The organism is Streptomyces sp. NPDC001135 (assembly GCF_053598395.1).
In genome coordinates, this window is the sequence record NZ_JBSFKD010000024.1 from 136,500 (window position 1) to 154,055 (window position 17,556).

Consider the following 17,556-nt stretch of genomic DNA (forward strand, 5'->3'; position numbering starts at 1 on the left):
CACCGATTCGCGCGCCCCGTCCCGGGCACTACTTCTGTGTGGTCATCCCCGTCCATGACGTGAATCCGGTGCGCCGCACCCCGTGGGTGACGTACGCGCTGATCGCCGCGAACGTCCTCGTGTTCCTCACCACGCCCGGCCTGGCCGGTTCCGTGGCCGGCGGCAGCGACCTGGCGCGGCTGTGCCATCTGCAGGCCTTCATGGACCACTACGCGGCGGTCCCCAGAGAACTGATCCACCATCGGATACCCCGGCTGGTCCCGACGGGGGACGTCGGTGTGGGCCCGCACGGACCGGGCTGCGTCGTGGCTCCGCCGCCCTACGACAAGTCGCCGCCGCTGTCGGTCCTCACGGCGATGTTCCTGCACGGCAGCTGGCTGCACCTGCTCGGGAACATGCTCTTCCTGCTGATCTTCGGCAACAACGTCGAGGACCGGACGGGACACATCCGCTTCCTCCTCTTCTACGTCGTCTGCGGCTATGCGGCCGGGTACGGCTTCGCGCTGCTCAACGCCGCGTCGGGGGACCCGCTGATCGGCGCGTCGGGCGCGATCGCCGGGGTCCTCGGTGCCTACATCGTGCTGTGGCCGAGGGCGAGGGTCTGGGTCCTCGTCCCGTTCCTGGTCTTCCTGCCGCTCAGACTGCCCGCCTGGCTGGTGCTGGGCTTCTGGTTCGTGCTGCAGGCGGTGTACTCGTCCGGGCACGGTGTGTCCGGGGCGGGCACGGTGGCGTACGCGGCGCACGTGGTCGGCTTCACGGCCGGCATGCTGATCGCCTGGCCGCTCAAACCCGGTACCCCGCCCCCGCCGGAGCCGCGCGGCCTGCTGTTCGGCAGGCGGGCACGGCCCCGGTACACCTGGTGAGTCAGCGCGCGGTGGCGGTGTGCACGTAGTCCACGAGGCGGGTCAGCGCGTCCGGGTCGGTGTTCGGCAGGACCCCGTGGCCGAGGTTGAAGACGTGACCCTCCAGGCCGGCCGCCGCGTCGAGCACCTCGCGGGCCCGGGCCTCGACGGTGTCCTTGTCGGTGAACAGGACCGTCGGGTCGAGGTTGCCCTGCAGCGCCTTGCCGGGCCCGACGCGGCGCACCGCTTCGTCCAGCCGGACGCGATAGTCGACGCCGACGACGTCCGCGCCGGCCTCGCCCATGAGCTTCAGCAGCTCACCGGTGCCGACACCGAAGTGGATGCGCGGGACGCCGTAGCCGGCGACGGCGTCGAAGACCTTCGCGGAGGCCGGCATGACCGAGCGCCGGTAGTCGGCCGGGGCGAGGGCGCCGACCCAGGAGTCGAAGAGCTGGACGGCGCTGGCGCCGGCCTCGATCTGCACCTTCAGGAAGGCGGCCGTGATGTCGGCGAGGCGGTCCAGCAGGTCGGCCCACAGCTCGGGGTCGCCGTACATCATCGCCTTGGCGTTCTCGTAGGTGCGCGAGGGGCCGCCCTCGACCAGGTAGCTCGCGAGGGTGAAAGGCGCGCCCGCGAAACCGATCAGCGGGGTGGCGCCCAGCTCCTTGGTGAGCAGGCCGATCGCCTCGGTGACGTAGGAGACGTCCTCGGGCGTGAGGTCGCGCAGCCGGGCCAGGTCGGCGCGGGTGCGGATGGGCTCCTCGACGACCGGGCCGACGCCGGGCTTGATGTCGAGGCCGAGGCCGATGGCCTTCAGCGGGACGACGATGTCGCTGTAGTAGATCGCCGCGTCCACGCCGTGCCGGCGCACCGGCTGCAGGGTGATCTCGGTGACCAGCTCGGGCCGCATGCAGGACTCGAGCATCGGGATGCCCTCGCGCACCTTGCGGTACTCGGGCAGGGAGCGGCCGGCCTGACGCATGAACCACACCGGGGTGTGCGGCACGGGTTCGCGCCTGCACGCCCTGAGGAAGGCACTGTCGTACGTCGCTGTCGGCTGCATGCTGTCGTTGGCGGTCACGGGGCAAGTCTCGCACGACGGCGGCGGGCGACGGCGCGGGGTGTCTTGCCCTGCACAAGGGCTCGCTTCCCCTTACTCTTCCCCGCATGGCTGCGGCTCACGGACGAATGTCGGACAGCGCTGACGGAATGGACGACGTGAAGGACACCGAGGAGGGGGACCGGCGCGCGAGCACTTCGGGTCCGCCGGCTTTCCGGGCCGCGGTCGATGCCCTGCGCAGCAGCCGGCTGCGGCCGCAGGTCGAGGTGGAGCCCACGCCCGCCCCGCAACGGCTCGCCCCGTACGCGTACGCGCTGGAGGCCGTGGTGATCGACGGCGAGCAGGAGCTGGCCGACGGCCGGCTGGTGCTGCTGCACGACCCGGCGGGCCATGACGCCTGGCGCGGAACGTTCCGGCTGGTGACGCTGGTGCGCGCGGAGCTGGAGCCGGAGATGGCGGCCGATCCGCTGCTGCCGGAGGTGTGCTGGTCGTGGCTGACGGGGGCGCTGCAGGCGCGCGGGCTCGGTTACGGCGAGCCGAGCGGGACCATCACGCGCGCGAGTTCGCACTACTTCGGCGGTCTCGCCGACCGTCCGTCGGCCTCGCAGATCGAGATCAGGGCGTCCTGGACGCCCCGCGAGGGGCTCGGCGGGGTGCCGGACACGGCCTCCCACCTGGCCTCCTGGTGCGATCTGCTGGCCCAGGTCGCGGGCCTGCCGCCGGCCGGTCCGGGCGACGCCTCGGTGGTGACGCTGCCGCAGCGCAGGGGCCCGCAGTCGCGGTGACGGCGCGGCGGTGCCGCGGTGAGCCGACCGGCGGGGGTCGGCGGCTTCATCCGCATGGGCGCCTTATTGACCATCCCTTTGTCGATACGGCCACTTTCTGACCCGGAATCGCACCCGCTCGGGCCGACTCGATCTTCGGATGATCGATCGCGTGTCCGAATTGAGCAGATTGTTACTCACTAGATCGTGATCATTCTCTAAAGGCGGACGAGTTTGCTGCCGAAGACGACTGTGACCTTGAAAGCACGGTTCGTCCCGGCTTCCTCCCCACAAGCCGGCCCCGTCCCCCACCCAGGAGGCCTGGTGTCCGTTCTCCTCGAGCAGCCCGCAAGCCTGGTCGCCTACCGCCCGAACAAACCGACCGCCATGGTGGTCGTGGCCGACCCGCGCGTCCGCTCCACCGTCACCCGTCATCTGTGGGCTCTCGGCGTGCGCGATGTCATCGAGGCCTCGTCCGTCGCGGAGGCGCGCCCCCGCATCGGCAACCCGCGCGACATCTGCGTCGCCGACGTCCACCTGCCCGACGGCTCCGGCCTGACCCTGCTCTCCGAGACCCGCGCCGCGGGCTGGCCCAACGGACTGGCCCTGTCCGCCGCCGACGACATCGGCGCCGTGCGCAACGCCCTGGCCGGCGGGGTCAAGGGGTACGTCGTCACCGGCACCCGTACCAACATCGGCCTGCCCGCCCGGCCCGGCACCGCTCCCCTCGGCGCCGCCCGGATGCACCGCCGCCCCCCGGGTGCCCCGAGCCACCCGGGCGGCTACCGCGAGCTGTCCGGACGTGAGGTCGAGGTGCTGCGACTGGTCGCGGAGGGCCAGTCCAACAAGGCGATCGGCGTCTCGATGGGCCTGTCCGCCCTGACCGTCAAGAGCCACCTCGCCCGCATCGCCCGCAAGCTGGGCACGGGCGACCGGGCCGGGATGGTGGCCGTGGCCCTGCGCACCGGGATCATCCACTGAGCCGTTCGGAGCGCGACCGGTTCACTCACGTGAACCGCACCTTTCACCGACCTGACTGGTTTACGACCCTCCCGCGCCCGTCGACGGAACGTTCCGGCGACGGGCGGCGTCCACGCACGGATACCCTTGACAGGTGACCGACGCCCAAGACACCGCAGCAGACAGCTCCCTGCGCACCACCGGAGGCACCCCTCCGGACGACGCCGGATCTTCTGTGACAGGGGCGCCGACACCGCTACTCGAACCCCGCGAGGGCATTCCGCCCGTCGTCGCCGACGAGGCAGCGCTCGCCGAGGTGGTCGCCGCCTTCGCCGCGGGCTCCGGCCCGGTCGCCGTCGACGCCGAGCGCGCCTCCGGCTACCGCTACGGCCAGCGGGCCTATCTGGTGCAGCTGCGCCGCGAGGGCGCCGGGAGCGCGCTGATCGACCCCGTGGCCTGCCCGGACCTGTCCGGGCTCGGGGAGGCGCTGTCCGGCGTCGAGTGGGTGCTGCACGCGGCCACCCAGGACCTGCCCTGCCTGCGCGAGATAGGCATGGTCCCGACCCGGCTCTTCGACACCGAGCTGGCCGGCCGGCTGGCCGGGTTCCCCCGGGTCGGCCTCGGCGCGATGGTCGAGGGCGTCCTCGGTTTCGTCCTCGAGAAGGGCCACTCCGCCGTCGACTGGTCGACCCGGCCGCTGCCCGAGCCGTGGCTCAGGTACGCCGCGCTCGACGTGGAACTCCTCGTCGACCTGCGCGACGCCCTGGAGAAGGAGCTGGACCGGCAGGGCAAGCTGGAGTGGGCCCGGCAGGAGTTCGACGCGATCGCGGCCGCGCCCCCGGCCGAGCCGAGGAAGGACCCCTGGCGGCGTACGTCCGGGATGCACAAGGTACGGCGCAGGCGGCAGCTCGGTGTCGTACGGGAACTGTGGGAGACGCGGGACCGCATTGCTCAGCGGCGGGACGTCTCCCCCGGCAAGGTGCTGAGTGACGCGGCCATTGTGGAGGCCGCGCTCGCCCTGCCCGGCAGTGTGCACGCGCTGGCCGCGCTGAACGGTTTCGGCCATCGCATGGGGCGGCGGCAGCTGGAGCAGTGGCAGGCCGCGGTCGACCGGGCCAAGGCCCTTCCCGACAGCGCGCTGCCGCAGCCGGGACAACCCGTTACCGGGCCTCCGCCGCCGCGTGCGTGGGTCGACAAGGACCCCGCCGCCGCGGCCCGGCTGTCCGCGGCCCGCGCCGGGGTCACGGCTCTCGCCGAGCAGCTCGCCATGCCCCAGGAGAACCTGGTGTCCCCGGACACGGTCCGGCGGATCTGCTGGGAGCCTCCGAAGACGGTGGACGCCGGATCCGTGGGGTCGGCACTCGCCGGGTACGGCGCGCGTCCATGGCAGGTCGAGCTGGTCACACCGGTGCTGGTGACCGCGCTGACGGCCCGGGGCGCCTAGGGTTCTCGCCGCGGGGCGCCGTAGGCCGGATCAGGCCGCATCGGGCCTGATCCGAGAGACCGGCCCTGGCCGCCGTAGTACCCCATCACGTACGGCGGCTCCGGGCCGTCCGGGGTGGCTGCCCGGCCGGGCCCGGGGCTATGCGCTTTCCCTGCTCACGGGCCTCGGGCCGGCAGCGGGCGGTCGGGGGACCTCAGCGAGGGGGGACCTCGCGAAGGCGCGGGCCAGTTTGCGCTGGAAGGCCAACTCGGCCGCCAGATCCTGCGGCTGGGCGATGCGCGGGGTGTTCATGTGCTCGACGGGCTCGCGTTGCCGCGCCTTGGCCCGCAGGGCCTCCTTGAGCTGGGCGGCCTCGACCACGGCGGCCAGGTCGTCCCCGGACAGGCCGGCAGCGGCGGCCCGTCCCCGAGCCGCGTCCGCCACCACTGGGTCCATCCAGGTGCGCAGGGCCCACTGGGCGTCGCGGATCTCCACCACACGCCGGTACAACCGGGTACGCAGATCCGCCCCCCGTTCCAGGACGAGGACCGGTTCGGGCACCTGAGCGGTCACCGCGCGGTGCAGCGGGGCCAGTTCCCGGTGGGTGCGGCGCAGGTCGAACCAGTTCCAGGCCGAGCTGAGGTAACGCCCCCAGTCCGGCAGCGTCCAGCCGACCGTCTTCACCACGGTGCCCGCTATGGCGAGCTGGGCTATCGGTTCCCACGGGTGGCCCGTGGCGTCGAACTGCGCGGCGACGATGTCCGCGATACGACAGCCGGTGTAGATCATGGCGAACGGCATGGACACCGCGACCAGGCGCAGTCCACGCCGGAGCCAGGGGGTGGGCGCGATCTTGGCGTAGCGCCAGCCCATGATGCCGATGTCGATCTGGTTCGCGGCGTAGCCCAGCAGGTAGATGGCGAGGTAGGCGGGGTAGTACTTCGCCCTGGTCAGGGCGAAGTCGTCAGGGCGTTCGCCGAGGCTGCTGGCGGTGCAGAACAGCGTCACCATGCCGAGGAGCACCACTGCGAGGGCGGCCAGGCGGGGAATGGCTCTGCGCCAGGCCACATCCCTGCTGTGGGACAGATGCAGCAGGACCAGTTGCTGGCACGCGGCCGACAGGATGACCGTGCTCTGCGAGAGCAGACCCGAGAAGTTGACGATCCCGACGGCCCGGCTGGTCGCGACCCAGACAGCCGGAGTGGAGAGGGTGAAGGTGACAAACAAGAAGAAGAAGTTGCCCACCAGCCCGAGCTGTGTCGGCGAGCGATCGGTGCGTATGACCCGCAGTTTGAAGACCAGCGCGAGCAGGGAGATCAGCGCGCAGGCGGGGTACAGGATGCTATTCATCTTTCCTTCGACCGGTGGGGTTTTCCAACGCTGCTAGCCGGGCGGCCACTTCGCGCGCTTCCGGGGGGACGTCCCAGGTACGAGGCGAAACCCACGTGGCGACCTGACGTCCGATCAGGGAGCCGACGAGTTCCGCTTCGATTTCGGCTCCCGAGTGCGAATGCTCGCGGCCGAGGACCCGTCGCACCAATTGCGGGTCGAGCGAGGGAAGAAAGAGCCGGGTGGCCTCCGGGGTCATCACCGGGGCTGCTTCGTGGCCGCAGATCAGGTGACCGAGTTCGTGCAGGATGACCTGATGCTGGTGCACGGGAGCCAGCCGCTGCTCGAAGATGATGTGGTTCTCGCCGTCGGCGAACACCCACAGTCCGTCGGGGCTGCCCACGGGCAGCGGCAACGGAACGAGGTGAATGGGCTGTCCAAGGCGTTGGGCGAGGTGAGCGCACAGCGTCCGCACCGTCATCTGGTGCGCCGGCAAATCAAGTTTGCGCACCAGGTCCTCGCAGTGCTGCCGAAGACTTGCCGCTCTCCGGCGGCCGGATCTGCGCCGCCATATCACCGAGATCACTACTTCTGCGTGTCGGGGGATGGCGGTGCGTCCGGAGAGGGGGAGAACTCTCTCAAGGTGTCACGGGCAGCTTTTGCGGAACGAAGGATCCCCGTGACGAGTTCCGACAGTTCGGACAGGGATGCAACGGACGGGTTCGAGGCGGAAGCCGTTCGCAGAGCCACGCTCTGCACCCCGCTTCGCTGGAGTTCCTTGACGGTCTCCAACTCTGCGTTGACCTGTGCGAAGACTTCCTCGTCGAGGAAGTACGCCCACCGCTGAATGCCGAGGCTGTGCGCGACCTTGACCAGGGTCTCGATGGTCAGGTTCGTCCCGTCCGCGGACTCGGCCGATGCCAGGGTCCGCTTCGAGACGCCGGCACGCTCGGCCAGCGCCGCCAGGGTGAACGGGCCTTCCGGGTGATGGTGCCGGACGTAGCGGAGGCGGGCGGCGATCGCGGTCTTCGCGGCGCGCAACTGCCCGTCCAGAGCGCCGACTGACGTCTCGTCGCCTGCACCCTGCTGACGATTCACGGTTCCCCCACCTCTCAATGCAGCAGGGTGAACCAAGTTACAGCATGCAACTGCAACCAGGTGGGGAGGGGGACTTCAAGCCAAGTCCCAGCCGGTCGGCGACGGTGCCGGCGACGTCACCGGGTCCGGGCCGTCCGGTCGGGCCCGCGACCCCGCTGGTGCAATATCCTGCATCCGGGGGGTGATTTGTTGCAATGCCTCGCGCGACCTGCTTATCCTCCTCAGGAGATCGCGAAGGAGGCGGGGTGCATGCTAAGAGCCCCTGTTGCAAGGGGACTTGCGGGCGTTGCCGACAACTCGGTCCGCTCGCGGGCATAAACTCGCAAGAGTCGCCCTGCGCCTCCTGGTAGATGCACAGGCAGCAGCCGCTCCACTGAGGAGACGCAGTGCTGCGCAAATCGAGTTCATAATACTGTCGGCAATCGAGCCGTGGCGGACCGTGACCACAGTCGGCACGGTGGCCCTTGACGGCTCGGGACTCGCCGCAAATTTAGGGGGAAATTTCTCATGCGAGGCACGAGAAGAGCGATGCGTCGCTGTCGCAGCACTGCCGCTGCCAGCCACTGACGAAGTCGCCCAACGCCGATTACGCGGCGCCTGCATGTGTCCGGTCGACAAGGAACCCGAACTTCGGGGTTCCCTTCGGGACGCCCTTCAGCGGGAGCCGTTGATTCAACCTGCATGACAGTTGCGCCGGTTGGCGGTCCGCAAAGGCTTGCGCGGATGCGCCCGAATTCCGGCGTTTTTCAAGCCTGCCCCGTCGGCAGGCGTGTCCGGACAATCCCGGGTTCAACGGGGAACCATGACCATGAATGCCGGTCGAGGATGGACGCGGACGTCGGATTTCGCTATCAAGGAGGCTTTCTTGAAGCTGTCGGAAGAGATGCTGGCCCAGTACCACCGCGATGGATTCGTCCTTGTGCCGGAAGTCTTCTCGCAGGCCGAGCTCGCATCCATCAAGAGCGCGCTCGCCGAGGACGTGACGGTCAAGGGACCGCACCTGATCACGGAGGACGACGGGGAGACGATGCGGGCGGTCTACGCCTCGCACACCCGGCACCCGCTCTTCCGTGACCTCGTATCCTCCGAGCGGCTCCTCGGCCCCGCCATGCAACTGGTGGACCAGGACCTCTACGTGCACCAGTTCAAGGTCAACACGAAGCGGCCCTTCGGGGGCGAGTCCTGGGCATGGCACCAGGACTACCCCGTGTGGCGCGACGCCGACCGGATGCCGCAGCCGCGTGCCGTGAACGCGGCCGTGTTCCTGGACGACGTCACCGAGTTCAACGGACCGGTGGTCTTCCTGCGGGGATCGCACCGGCTCGGCTCCGAGGCGAGCCGGCGCCAGCAGGGCCACGAAGCGGCGGAGCACATCGACCCGCACGACTACATGCTGTCCGCCGAGGACCTCTCCCGGCTCGTCGGGGTGCACGAGATGACCAGCCCGAAGGGGCCGGCCGGGACCGTCGTCTTCTTCTCCACGGAGATCGTGCACGGCTCGGCGCCCAACATCTCACCCTTCCCCCGCGACTTGCTGATCACGACGTACAACGCCTCGTCCAACGCCCCCCGCCCGCTGGGCGAGCCGCGTCCGGAATACCTCGTGGGCCGGGACACCACGCCGCTGGTGCCGCAGGCGAGGCCGCTGGAGACCGTGGCCGCCTCCGTGACGGGAGCCGGAGCATGACGCCCCGTCAGACCGCTGCGGCGGCGGTGCTGGAGGAGTTCGGGCAGCCGGTCGAGATCCGCCGGCTGCCCGTGCCCGAGCCGGGTGCGGGCGAGGTGCTCGTCGACGTCGGCTACGGCGGCATCTGCGGAACCGATCTGCACCTCCAGCAGGGCCACCTGCCGATTCCCACCCCGCTGACACTCGGTCACGAGGGCCTCGGCACCGTCCGTACCCTCGGAGCCGGGGCCGACCGAGACGCGCTCGGCGCACAGCTGCGGGTCGGCGACACGGTGATGTGGGCCTCGTCGATCGCCTGCGGCCAGTGCGTGCCGTGCCGGCAGCACCGTGAGCCCACCTTGTGCGAGGCGCGCCGGACCTACGGCGTCAACCGTCCGCTCTCCGAGGGGTCCGGACTCGCGGGCGCTTGGGCGGAAACCATTCTCCTGCACCCGGGTGCGGTCGTCGTCAAGCTCGACCAGGGCGTCGACGAGCTGGCCGCCATGTCGCTGGCGTGCGCCGGACCGACCATGGTGCACGCCCTGTACGAGCGGCGCCCGGTACGGGTCGGGGAGACCGTGATCGTCCAGGGCAGCGGACCGGTCGGCCTGGCGGCCGCGGCGCTCGCGCAGCTGGCGGGCGCGGCGAAGGTGGTCCTGATCGGCGGCCCGCGTCAGCGGCTGGACCTGGCCGCGCGGTGCGGCATCGGGGACCACCACATCGACATCGTGGGCGACGCGGACCCCCGGCAGGCCCTCGACGAGGCTCGCGCGCTGACGCCCGGAGGCGCCGGCGCGGACCTGGTCATCGAGTGCGCGGGCGTGCCCGGAGCGGTCGCCCAGGGCCTGACGCTGGCCCGGCGCGGCGGCTCGTACCTCGTCGTCGGCCAGTACACCGACAGCGGCGACACGCTGCTCAACCCCCACCAGATCGTCCACCGGCAGCTCGACATCCGCGGCTCCTGGGCCTTCAGCGGTGCCCATCTGGTCGAGTACGTGAGGCTGCTCCCCGCGCTGTGCGGGCGATTCGACCTCCGGAGCCTGGTGGTCCCCTTCCCGCTGGCGGACGTCCGGCAGGCCATGCGGGCCGTCGCGGACGGCACGGTCGTCAAGGCCGTCCTCCGAACGTCCTGACCCCCCTTCCCGCGATCCGACCGCCCGCCATGTGCGCGCCGCGCACGGCCCGAGGAGCAAGACATGCACGGCACTCGACTCGAGGACACCGAACTCTTCGGTGATGCCTACATGCAGGATCCGTACAGCGTGTACGCCCGGTTGCGCGCGGCCGGCCCGGTGCACCGGGCGACGACGCCCAACGGCCTGCCCGTCTGGGTCGTCACCGACTACGACGAGGTCCGCGCGGCCCTCACCGACGAGCGTCTGTCGAAGGATGCCGGCCGTATGAGGGCTCTCGTCGAACGCAAGCTGGCCTCCGTCAAGGCCCCCTCGTCGGCGCCCGAGACGCTGGCGGCCAACATGCTCAACTCCGACCCTCCCGACCACACTCGGCTCCGCAAGCTGGTGGTCAAGGCGTTCACCACCCGTCGCGTCGAACAGCTGCGGTCGCGCGTGGCCGGCATCGCCGACGAACTGCTCGACGGGCTGGAAGCGCTCGGGAAGAACGGCGACCCCGTCGACCTCGTCCGCAACTTCACCTTTCCCCTGCCGATCGCGGTCATCTGCGAACTGCTCGGCATCCCCCTCGCGGAGCGCGAGACCTTCCGCGAGTGGTCCAAGGCACTGGTCGGCTCCGGCCCGCCGGAGGCCGCACGGCACGCGTCCATGGCCATGGGCGGATACCTGATGCAGGTCATCGCGGCCAAGCGCGCCCAGCCGGCGGACGACCTGCTCTCCGACCTCATCCAGGTCAGCGACGACGGGGACCGGCTGGACCGGCTCGAAGTGGTCTCCATGACGATGCTGCTCCTGGTCGCCGGTCACGAGACCACGGTCAACCTCATCGGCAACGGGATCCTCGCACTGCTCCGCCACGACGACCAGCGGGCGGCACTGCGCGCGGATCCGGGCCTGGCCCGTGGCGCCGTGGAGGAACTGCTGCGCTACGACGGCCCGGCTCCGATGGCCACGATGCGGTTCACCGCCGCCCCGGTGGACATAGGGGGCGTCCGCGTTCCGGCCGGGGAGATCGTCTTCCTGGGCCTGGCGGCGGCCAACCGCGACGGTCGGAAGTTCGACCGTCCCGACGAACTCGACATCACCCGCCCGCTCGGCGGACACCTCGGCTTCGGATTCGGAATTCACCACTGCGTCGGCGCTCCACTGGCCAGGCTCGAAGCGGAAGTCGCCATCGGCGCGTTCCTGAAGCGCTTCCCCGAGGCACGACTCGCCGTCGAACCGGACTCCCTGACATGGCGGTCCAGTGTGATCATGCGCGGCCTGGAGAAGCTGCCGATCACCTGGGCACGCACCGCGTAAGCCTTTCCCGCCACCACACCAGACAACGAAACGAGGACTGAAATGGGAACGGACGACCTGCAGAACGACAGCAACCTGCTCAGGGTGAAGAAGACCGTGTGCGACCGGCTCGAGCTCGACGAGAACGAGGTCACCCTGACCAGCCTCTTCCATGAGGAGCACGGCGCGGACTCCCTCCAGGCCATCGAGATCCTCGCTGCCCTGGAGGAGGAATTCGACATCGAGATCGACCAGGCCAACCTCGTGCGCATGGTCAATCTGCAGGGTGTCTACGAAGTCGTCGCCGAAACCATGGGCTGGTGACGTACGTGTCCTCCATCTTCAACGGGCGGGAGGCTGATGTCCATGGCGCCGCTTGACGTCATGCCGGGTGCCTCGCCACGCCGAGTGGTGCTGACCGGTCTGGGTGTCGTCTCGAGCATCGGCATCGGCGCCGAGGAGTTCGCCGCGTCGCTGCGCGCCGGACGCAGCGGTGCCGGGCCCATCAGCCAGTTCGACACCGCGGGTTTCGCGCACTCCAACGGCTGCGAGGTCACCGGGTTCGAGCCCGAACGCTGGATCTCCGAGCTCGATCCGGAGAGCCTGGGGCGGGCCACCCAGTTCTCCGTCGCGGCGGCCCGGATGGCCGTCAGGGACGCCGGGCTGACCTCCGCCGCCCTCGACGGCCGACGGGGCATCATCTCCGTCGGCACCACCGACGGCGAATCACACGACCTGGACCGGCTCGTGGCGGCGGAACTGCGGGACGGCATCGAGAACCTGCCCGCGCAGATCGCCGGTCGGGTGAGCCCGATGCGGCTGTCCACGGCCATCGCACAGGAACTCGGGCTCACCGACGTCGAGACGACGGTGATGGCCACGGCCTGCTCGGCGGGAAACTACGCGATCGGCAGCGGCTTCGACGCGGTCCGTTCCGGCGAGGCCGACTTCGCCGTGTGCGGTGGCGCCGACGCCATCTGCCGTAAGACGTTCACCGGTTTCTACCGGCTGGGCACCATCGCCCCGGACGTGTGCCGTCCCTTCGACAAGGACCGCAAGGGCATCCTCACCGGAGAGGGCGCCGGTGTGCTGATGCTGGAGCCCCTGGAAACCGCGCTGGCCCGCGGTGCGCGCATCTACGCCGAAGTTCTGGGATACGGCATGAACTGCGATGCCTATCACCAGGTGGCGCCGCAGCAGGAAAGCGTGACGCGCTGCATGGAACTGGCTTTGAAAGACGCTGGCATCGACCCGAGCCAGATCGATATGATCTCTGCGCACGGGACCGGCACCAAAGCCAACGACATCACCGAGACCCGGGCCATTCGCGATCTCTTCGGAGACAATCCGCCGCGCACCGTCTCGATGAAGTCGATGCTCGGTCACACCATGGGCGCGGCGAGCGCACTCTCCGCCATCGGCTGCGCCCTGGCGATCACCAACGGATTCATTCCGCCGACCATCAACCATGTCGCCACCGACCCGGAATGCCGGATCGACTGCGTTCCCAACGAGGCCGTCGAGGCGGACCTCAGGATCGTCCAGAACAACGGCATGGCATTCGGCGGGAACAACGCCGTCGCGATATTCGGCAAGTACGAGGACGAGAGGAACTCCCAGTGACAGCCCAGGGCCTCTCCGGCGGTCGTCGCCTTGTCATCACGCGTTGGTCGGCCATTTCTCCGTTCGGACTGGGGCGGAACGCCTTCCAGGACGGTATTCGTACCGGCCGGAAGACGGTGTCCGCCGTCGACGCGGAGCAGTGGTCCACCCCGGACGGCCAGGCCTGTCTGGTGCCTGACTTCTCCCCCCGCGAACTGCTGGGCAAGAAGGGCACCCGGGACATGGACCGGGTGACGGGTCTGGCGGTCGGCGTGACGGCGGAGCTGTTGGCCGAGGACGCCGGCGCCGGCGCGCCGATCCCCACCGGTGAGGGCACCGGCCTGGTGCTCGGCACCACCACCGGCAGTGCCGAGAGCATGATGGGCTACACCCGCACGTCGATGCGGAAGTCCAAGCCGTTTCTGGTCGACCCGGCGCTGATGCCGTACGCGGTGATGAACTGCGCGGCCGGGCAGTGCGCGATCTGGCACGGTCTCAAGGGGCCGAACGCCACCCTGGCCGGCGGCCAGTCCGCGGGGCTGCTCGTCCTCAACTACACGCGCCGGCTGCTCGCTTCCGGCCGTGCCGAGAGGATCCTGTGCGGAGCGGCGGAGGAGTTCTCCCACGCGCGTTCCTGGATCGAACACCACCGCCGCGGCCGGACACCGGCCGAGACGGTCCTCGGCGAGGGCAGCGCGATGTTCCTCATCGAGACGGCCGGGGAGGACACGGCAGAGCGTCCGCCGCTCGCCGAAATCCTGGACGTGCGGTCCCGCGCCCATGCGCCGGGTGCCGTCCGGGAGGCGGTCGCCGCCTGTGTCGCGGACACTCTGCGGCGCACCGGCCTGCGCCCCGAGGACGTGTGGGCCGTCGTCCCCTCCGGGGTGAGGACGCAGGCCGCCGAGGAGGAGAGCGATGCGCTGCACGCGTCGTTCCGGAGCGCGGACACCCGCTGGATCAATGTGACCGATCTGCTGGGCGACACCGGCGCCGCCAGCGCGGCGTTCCAGATCGCCGCGGTCCTCAGCGTCGCGGACGCCGATCCGGAGGCCGCCGGGAAGATCGCCCTGATCACCTCCGTCGACCGGGACGGCACCGTGGCCTGCGCGCTGATCAGGACCGGGGGTGAGCACCGATGAGCGACGACCGTACGCACCACGCGAAGGAATCCGGGGCCCGCCGCGTGGCCCTGGTCAGCGGGGGTTCCCGGGGCATCGGCCGGTCGGCGGTGCTGCGACTGGCGCGGGACGGCTTCGACGTGAGCTTCTGCTACCGGTCGAACGCCGCCATGGCGGAGTCCCTCCGGCAGGAGCTCGCCCACCTTCCGGTCCGGACGCTGGCCGCACAGGTCGACGTCGCGGACGGGGAGGCGGTCCGCGCCTGGGTGACCCGCACCGAAAAGGAGCTGGGCCCGATCCAGGCCGTCGTCACCTCCGCCGGTATCACGAGGGACAAGCCCCTCATGCTCATGAGCGATGACGACTGGCACCAGGTGCTCGACACCAACCTCGACGGCAGTTACCACGTCAACCGAGCCGTGGTGGTGCCGATGATGAAGCGGAAGTCGGGCTCCATCATCAATCTGTCCTCGGTCTCCGGCGTGTACGGAAACCCCTCGCAGGCGAATTACTCGGCGTCGAAGGCCGGAATCATCGGCTTGACCAAGGCACTGGCCAAAGAGGTGGGGCGGTTCGGTATCCGGGCCAATGTGGTGGCACCGGGACTGATCGACACCGACATGACCGACGCCTTGAGCGACAAGGCCAGGGAACAACTGCTCCAGGCCGTTCCGCTCCGGCGTTTCGGCCGCGCGGAGGAAGTCGCCGATCTGATCTCCTACTTGGCCTCGGACGCCGCCGCGTACATCACGGGCAGCGTGCTCGAGATCCACGGTGGAATCACCCTCTGACAGCGCGTTCTGCGCTTCTCAACGGCTTATTGACATGCGTGAAGACAGGAGCAAGACGTTGTCCGGTGGCCGCCGTGGAACAGTCCTGCCGTTGACCTCGGCACAGCGCGAAGTATGGCTCGCGCAGCAACTCGATCTGGACAACCCGATCTACAACGTCGGTGGCTACCTGGAGATACTCGGCCCGATCGACCCGGCCCTGTTCGAAGCGGCGCTTCGTCGGGCCGTCGGCGAGGCCGAGTCCCTCCATGTCCGGTTCGTCGAGCACAGCGGCGAACCCGGGCAGATCCTCGACCCCGCGCCGGCACCCTGGCCCCTCCACCGCATCGACGTCAGCGGCGCCCCCGACCCGCGCGCCGCCGCCGAGGAGTGGATGCGGGCCGATCTCGCCAAGCCGTACGACCTCACGCAGGCCCCGCTCTTCCGCCAGGCACTCCTCACCGCCGGCCCCGACCGCTTCTTCTGGTACCAGGGCACCCACCACATCGTGCTCGACGCGCTGAGCGTCTCTCTCGTCATCCGCCGGGTGGCGGAGGTCTACACGGCGCTCGCCGACGGCCAGAAGGTGCCGGCCACCCGCTTCGGGTCGCTGGCCGAGCTTCTCCAGGACGAAGCGGACTACCGCCGGTCCCGGCAGTACGAGAGGAGCCGGGCCCACTGGCTGGACCGTTTCCGCGACGCCCCGGAAGCCGCCCGGCTCGCCGCCCCGCCCACGTCCATGCCGTCCACCTTCCTGCGGCGCACGACCTACCTCCCGCACGGCATCTCGGAGTTGGTGCGCAAGACGGCCGCGAACACCGGGACCACCGTCCCCGGCACGATCACCGCCGCGGTGGCCGCGTACGTCCAGCGGATGACCGGCGCCGAGGAGGTCGTCCTCGGCCTCGCCGTCACCGGCCGGGACAGCGCCCGGCTGCGCCGCATCCCCGGCATGCTCGCGCACGCCGTACCGCTCCGTCTGCCTGCCGGCCCCGGCACGGCCATGGCGGACCTCGTCCGGCGGACCTCGCAGGAGACCTTCCACGCCCTGCGTCACCTCCGGTACAGCAGCGACGAGCTGCGCCGCGAGCTGCCCGCCCTCAGCGGACGCCAGGGGATCTTCAGCCCCCTCGTCAACTACATGTCGTTCGACTACGACCTGCGCATGGGGCCCCACCGCACCCATTTCCACAACATCTCCAACGGTCCCGTCGAGGATCTCTCGATCGCCGTCTACGACACTCACGACGGTCAGGACATCCGCCTCGACTTCGACGCGAACCCGAAGCTCTACACCGAGTCCGAGGTCACCGCGCAGCAACAGCGCTTCCTGCGCTTCCTCGAGTCCGCCCTCACGGACGCCGAACAGCCCATCGCCCAGGCCGAGTTGCTCTCGGCGGATGAGCGCGGCCGGCTGGTGGTGCAGTGGAACGACACGAGCCGGGACACGGTGGTACCCGGTGTGCTCTCCGACGCCTTCGAGGCGCAGGTGCGCGCCACGCCCGACGCACCGGCACTGGTCTTCGACGCCACCGAGCTGTCGTACGCCGAGCTGAACGAGCGGGCCAACCGTCTGGCACGCCTGCTGATCGCCCGGGGCGCCGGACCCGAGCAGCTGGTCGCACTCGCCGTACCCCGCTCGGCCGAACTGATCGTCGCCGTGCTGGCGGTCCTCAAGACCGGCGCCGCCTATCTGCCCCTGGACGTGGAGTATCCGGCGGAGCGCCTCGCCTTCATGGTGCGGGACGCGAGCCCGGTGCTGATGGTGACGACCGCCGCGGCGGCCGACCGCCTGCCGGAGGGTGTCGCCCGCGTGCTGCTGGACGACCCCGCGGTGACCGGCGAACTCGCGCAACTGCCGACGGGTGATGTGACCCCCGGTGAGCGTCGCGGCGTCGTCCTCCCCCAGTCCCCGGCCTACGTCATCTACACCTCCGGCTCCACCGGCACCCCCAAGGGCGTCGCCGTGTCGCACACCGGCGCCGCGAGTCTTGTCGTACAGCAGGCCGAGGGACTCGGCGTCGGCCCGGACAGCAGGGTTCTGCAGTTCGCGTCAGCGAGCTTCGACGCGATGTTCTGGGAATGGTGCATGGCTCTTCTGACCGGCGCCACCCTGGTGGTCGCCGCCGACGAGCGCCTGGTGCCCGGACGTGCGCTGGCCGAGCTGGCCGCCGAGCACCGCATCACCCACGCCACGATCCCGCCTGCCGCGCTGGCGACCATGGCCGCGGACTCCCTGCCCACGGTGTCGACGCTGGTGGTCGCCGGCGAAGCGCCGTCGGCCTCCCTCGTGGGTGACTGGTCCCGTGGCCGGACGATGATCAACGCCTACGGTCCGACCGAGAGCACCGTCTGCGCCACCATGAGCGGCCCCCTCTCCGGGACGGGCACGCCCTCGATCGGCGGACCCATTCTGAACACGCGGGTGTTCGTGCTGGACGCCGCTCTGGCTCCGGTACCGGTGGGTGTGGCCGGCGAACTGTACCTGGCGGGCACCGGCCTGGCCCGCG

16 protein-coding genes are annotated in these 17,556 nt (G+C 70.1%); 12 read left to right on the top strand and 4 right to left on the bottom strand.

The window, feature by feature from the left end; all coding sequences use genetic code 11:
* The first annotated feature begins 38 nt into the window (after positions 1–38).
* Positions 39–863, top strand: a complete 825-nt coding sequence (locus ACWC94_RS27000; protein WP_450799653.1) for a rhomboid family intramembrane serine protease — start codon at positions 39–41, stop codon at positions 861–863.
* A gap of 1 nt (position 864) precedes the next feature.
* On the opposite strand, the gene hemE is transcribed toward ACWC94_RS27000, so the two are convergent.
* Positions 865–1,905, bottom strand: coding sequence for a uroporphyrinogen decarboxylase (gene hemE / locus ACWC94_RS27005; RefSeq protein WP_450799683.1), 1,041 nt, complete (start codon positions 1,903–1,905; stop codon positions 865–867).
* Positions 1,906–2,009: 104 nt separating this feature from the next.
* Between hemE and ACWC94_RS27010 the strand changes: the two genes are divergently transcribed.
* The 3 genes from ACWC94_RS27010 to ACWC94_RS27020 all read left to right on the top strand — a co-directional run bounded on the left by ACWC94_RS27010 (position 2,010) and on the right by ACWC94_RS27020 (position 5,070).
* Positions 2,010–2,687 carry a DUF3000 domain-containing protein gene (locus ACWC94_RS27010; RefSeq protein ID WP_450799655.1) on the top strand — a complete coding sequence of 226 codons (678 nt, stop codon included), beginning with the start codon at positions 2,010–2,012 and terminating at the stop codon, positions 2,685–2,687.
* 303 nt (positions 2,688–2,990) lie between these two features.
* Positions 2,991–3,647 (top strand): LuxR C-terminal-related transcriptional regulator, encoded by a 657-nt coding sequence (locus tag ACWC94_RS27015; protein WP_450799656.1) that lies wholly within the window; start codon positions 2,991–2,993, stop codon positions 3,645–3,647.
* A gap of 133 nt (positions 3,648–3,780) precedes the next feature.
* Entirely contained in the window at positions 3,781–5,070 is a 1,290-nt protein-coding gene (locus tag ACWC94_RS27020) for a ribonuclease D (protein WP_450799657.1), read from the top strand.
* Positions 5,071–5,208: 138 nt separating this feature from the next.
* On the opposite strand, the gene ACWC94_RS27025 is transcribed toward ACWC94_RS27020, so the two are convergent.
* The 3 genes from ACWC94_RS27025 to ACWC94_RS27035 form a co-directional block, all read right to left on the bottom strand.
* Complete coding sequence (locus ACWC94_RS27025) at positions 5,209–6,399, bottom strand: MAB_1171c family putative transporter (RefSeq protein ID WP_450799659.1); 1,191 nt, start codon at positions 6,397–6,399, stop codon at positions 5,209–5,211.
* Positions 6,392–6,889: a hypothetical protein gene (locus tag ACWC94_RS27030; RefSeq protein ID WP_450799660.1), complete on the bottom strand. Its 498-nt coding sequence runs from the start codon at positions 6,887–6,889 to the stop codon at positions 6,392–6,394. The genes ACWC94_RS27025 and ACWC94_RS27030 overlap by 8 nt, the downstream gene beginning before the upstream one ends.
* Positions 6,890–6,963: 74 nt before the next feature.
* Positions 6,964–7,476 carry a helix-turn-helix domain-containing protein gene (locus ACWC94_RS27035; protein WP_450799661.1) on the bottom strand — a complete coding sequence of 171 codons (513 nt, stop codon included), beginning with the start codon at positions 7,474–7,476 and terminating at the stop codon, positions 6,964–6,966.
* Between the two features lie 865 nt (positions 7,477–8,341).
* Between ACWC94_RS27035 and ACWC94_RS27040 the strand changes: the two genes are divergently transcribed.
* The 8 genes from ACWC94_RS27040 to ACWC94_RS27075 all read left to right on the top strand — a co-directional run.
* Positions 8,342–9,163, top strand: a complete 822-nt coding sequence (locus ACWC94_RS27040) for a phytanoyl-CoA dioxygenase family protein (RefSeq protein WP_450799662.1) — start codon at positions 8,342–8,344, stop codon at positions 9,161–9,163.
* The gene (locus ACWC94_RS27045) at positions 9,160–10,275 is read left to right on the top strand and encodes a zinc-binding dehydrogenase (RefSeq protein WP_450799664.1); all 1,116 of its coding nucleotides are present in this window, start codon (positions 9,160–9,162) and stop codon (positions 10,273–10,275) included. The genes ACWC94_RS27040 and ACWC94_RS27045 overlap by 4 nt, the downstream gene beginning before the upstream one ends.
* Positions 10,276–10,338: 63 nt before the next feature.
* The gene (locus tag ACWC94_RS27050) at positions 10,339–11,577 is read left to right on the top strand and encodes a cytochrome P450 family protein (protein ID WP_450799666.1); all 1,239 of its coding nucleotides are present in this window, start codon (positions 10,339–10,341) and stop codon (positions 11,575–11,577) included.
* Positions 11,578–11,619: 42 nt separating this feature from the next.
* Positions 11,620–11,880 carry a phosphopantetheine-binding protein gene (locus ACWC94_RS27055; protein WP_450799668.1) on the top strand — a complete coding sequence of 87 codons (261 nt, stop codon included), beginning with the start codon at positions 11,620–11,622 and terminating at the stop codon, positions 11,878–11,880.
* 60 nt (positions 11,881–11,940) lie between these two features.
* Positions 11,941–13,179: a beta-ketoacyl-[acyl-carrier-protein] synthase family protein gene (locus ACWC94_RS27060; protein ID WP_450799684.1), complete on the top strand. Its 1,239-nt coding sequence runs from the start codon at positions 11,941–11,943 to the stop codon at positions 13,177–13,179.
* A complete protein-coding gene (locus tag ACWC94_RS27065; RefSeq protein ID WP_450799670.1) occupies positions 13,176–14,297 on the top strand; it encodes a beta-ketoacyl synthase N-terminal-like domain-containing protein in 1,122 nt (373 codons plus the stop codon). Before ACWC94_RS27060 ends, ACWC94_RS27065 begins: the two co-directional genes overlap by 4 nt.
* Positions 14,294–15,067 (top strand): 3-oxoacyl-[acyl-carrier-protein] reductase, encoded by a 774-nt coding sequence (gene fabG, locus ACWC94_RS27070; protein ID WP_450799671.1) that lies wholly within the window; start codon positions 14,294–14,296, stop codon positions 15,065–15,067. The genes ACWC94_RS27065 and fabG overlap by 4 nt, the downstream gene beginning before the upstream one ends.
* A gap of 91 nt (positions 15,068–15,158) precedes the next feature.
* The coding region (locus ACWC94_RS27075) for an AMP-binding protein (RefSeq protein ID WP_450799673.1) at positions 15,159–17,556 on the top strand (2,398 nt) is incomplete at its 3' end.

Coding starts and splice junctions, on each gene's coding strand:
- ACWC94_RS27025 (WP_450799659.1), bottom strand. CDS start 6,399: ATGAATAGCATCCTGTACCCCGCCTGCGCGCTGATCTCCCTGCTCGCG.
- ACWC94_RS27045 (WP_450799664.1), top strand. CDS start 9,160: ATGACGCCCCGTCAGACCGCTGCGGCGGCGGTGCTGGAGGAGTTCGGG.
- hemE (WP_450799683.1), bottom strand. CDS start 1,905: ATGCAGCCGACAGCGACGTACGACAGTGCCTTCCTCAGGGCGTGCAGG.
- ACWC94_RS27055 (WP_450799668.1), top strand. CDS start 11,620: ATGGGAACGGACGACCTGCAGAACGACAGCAACCTGCTCAGGGTGAAG.
- ACWC94_RS27050 (WP_450799666.1), top strand. CDS start 10,339: ATGCACGGCACTCGACTCGAGGACACCGAACTCTTCGGTGATGCCTAC.
- fabG (WP_450799671.1), top strand. CDS start 14,294: ATGAGCGACGACCGTACGCACCACGCGAAGGAATCCGGGGCCCGCCGC.
- ACWC94_RS27010 (WP_450799655.1), top strand. CDS start 2,010: ATGGCTGCGGCTCACGGACGAATGTCGGACAGCGCTGACGGAATGGAC.
- ACWC94_RS27060 (WP_450799684.1), top strand. CDS start 11,941: ATGCCGGGTGCCTCGCCACGCCGAGTGGTGCTGACCGGTCTGGGTGTC.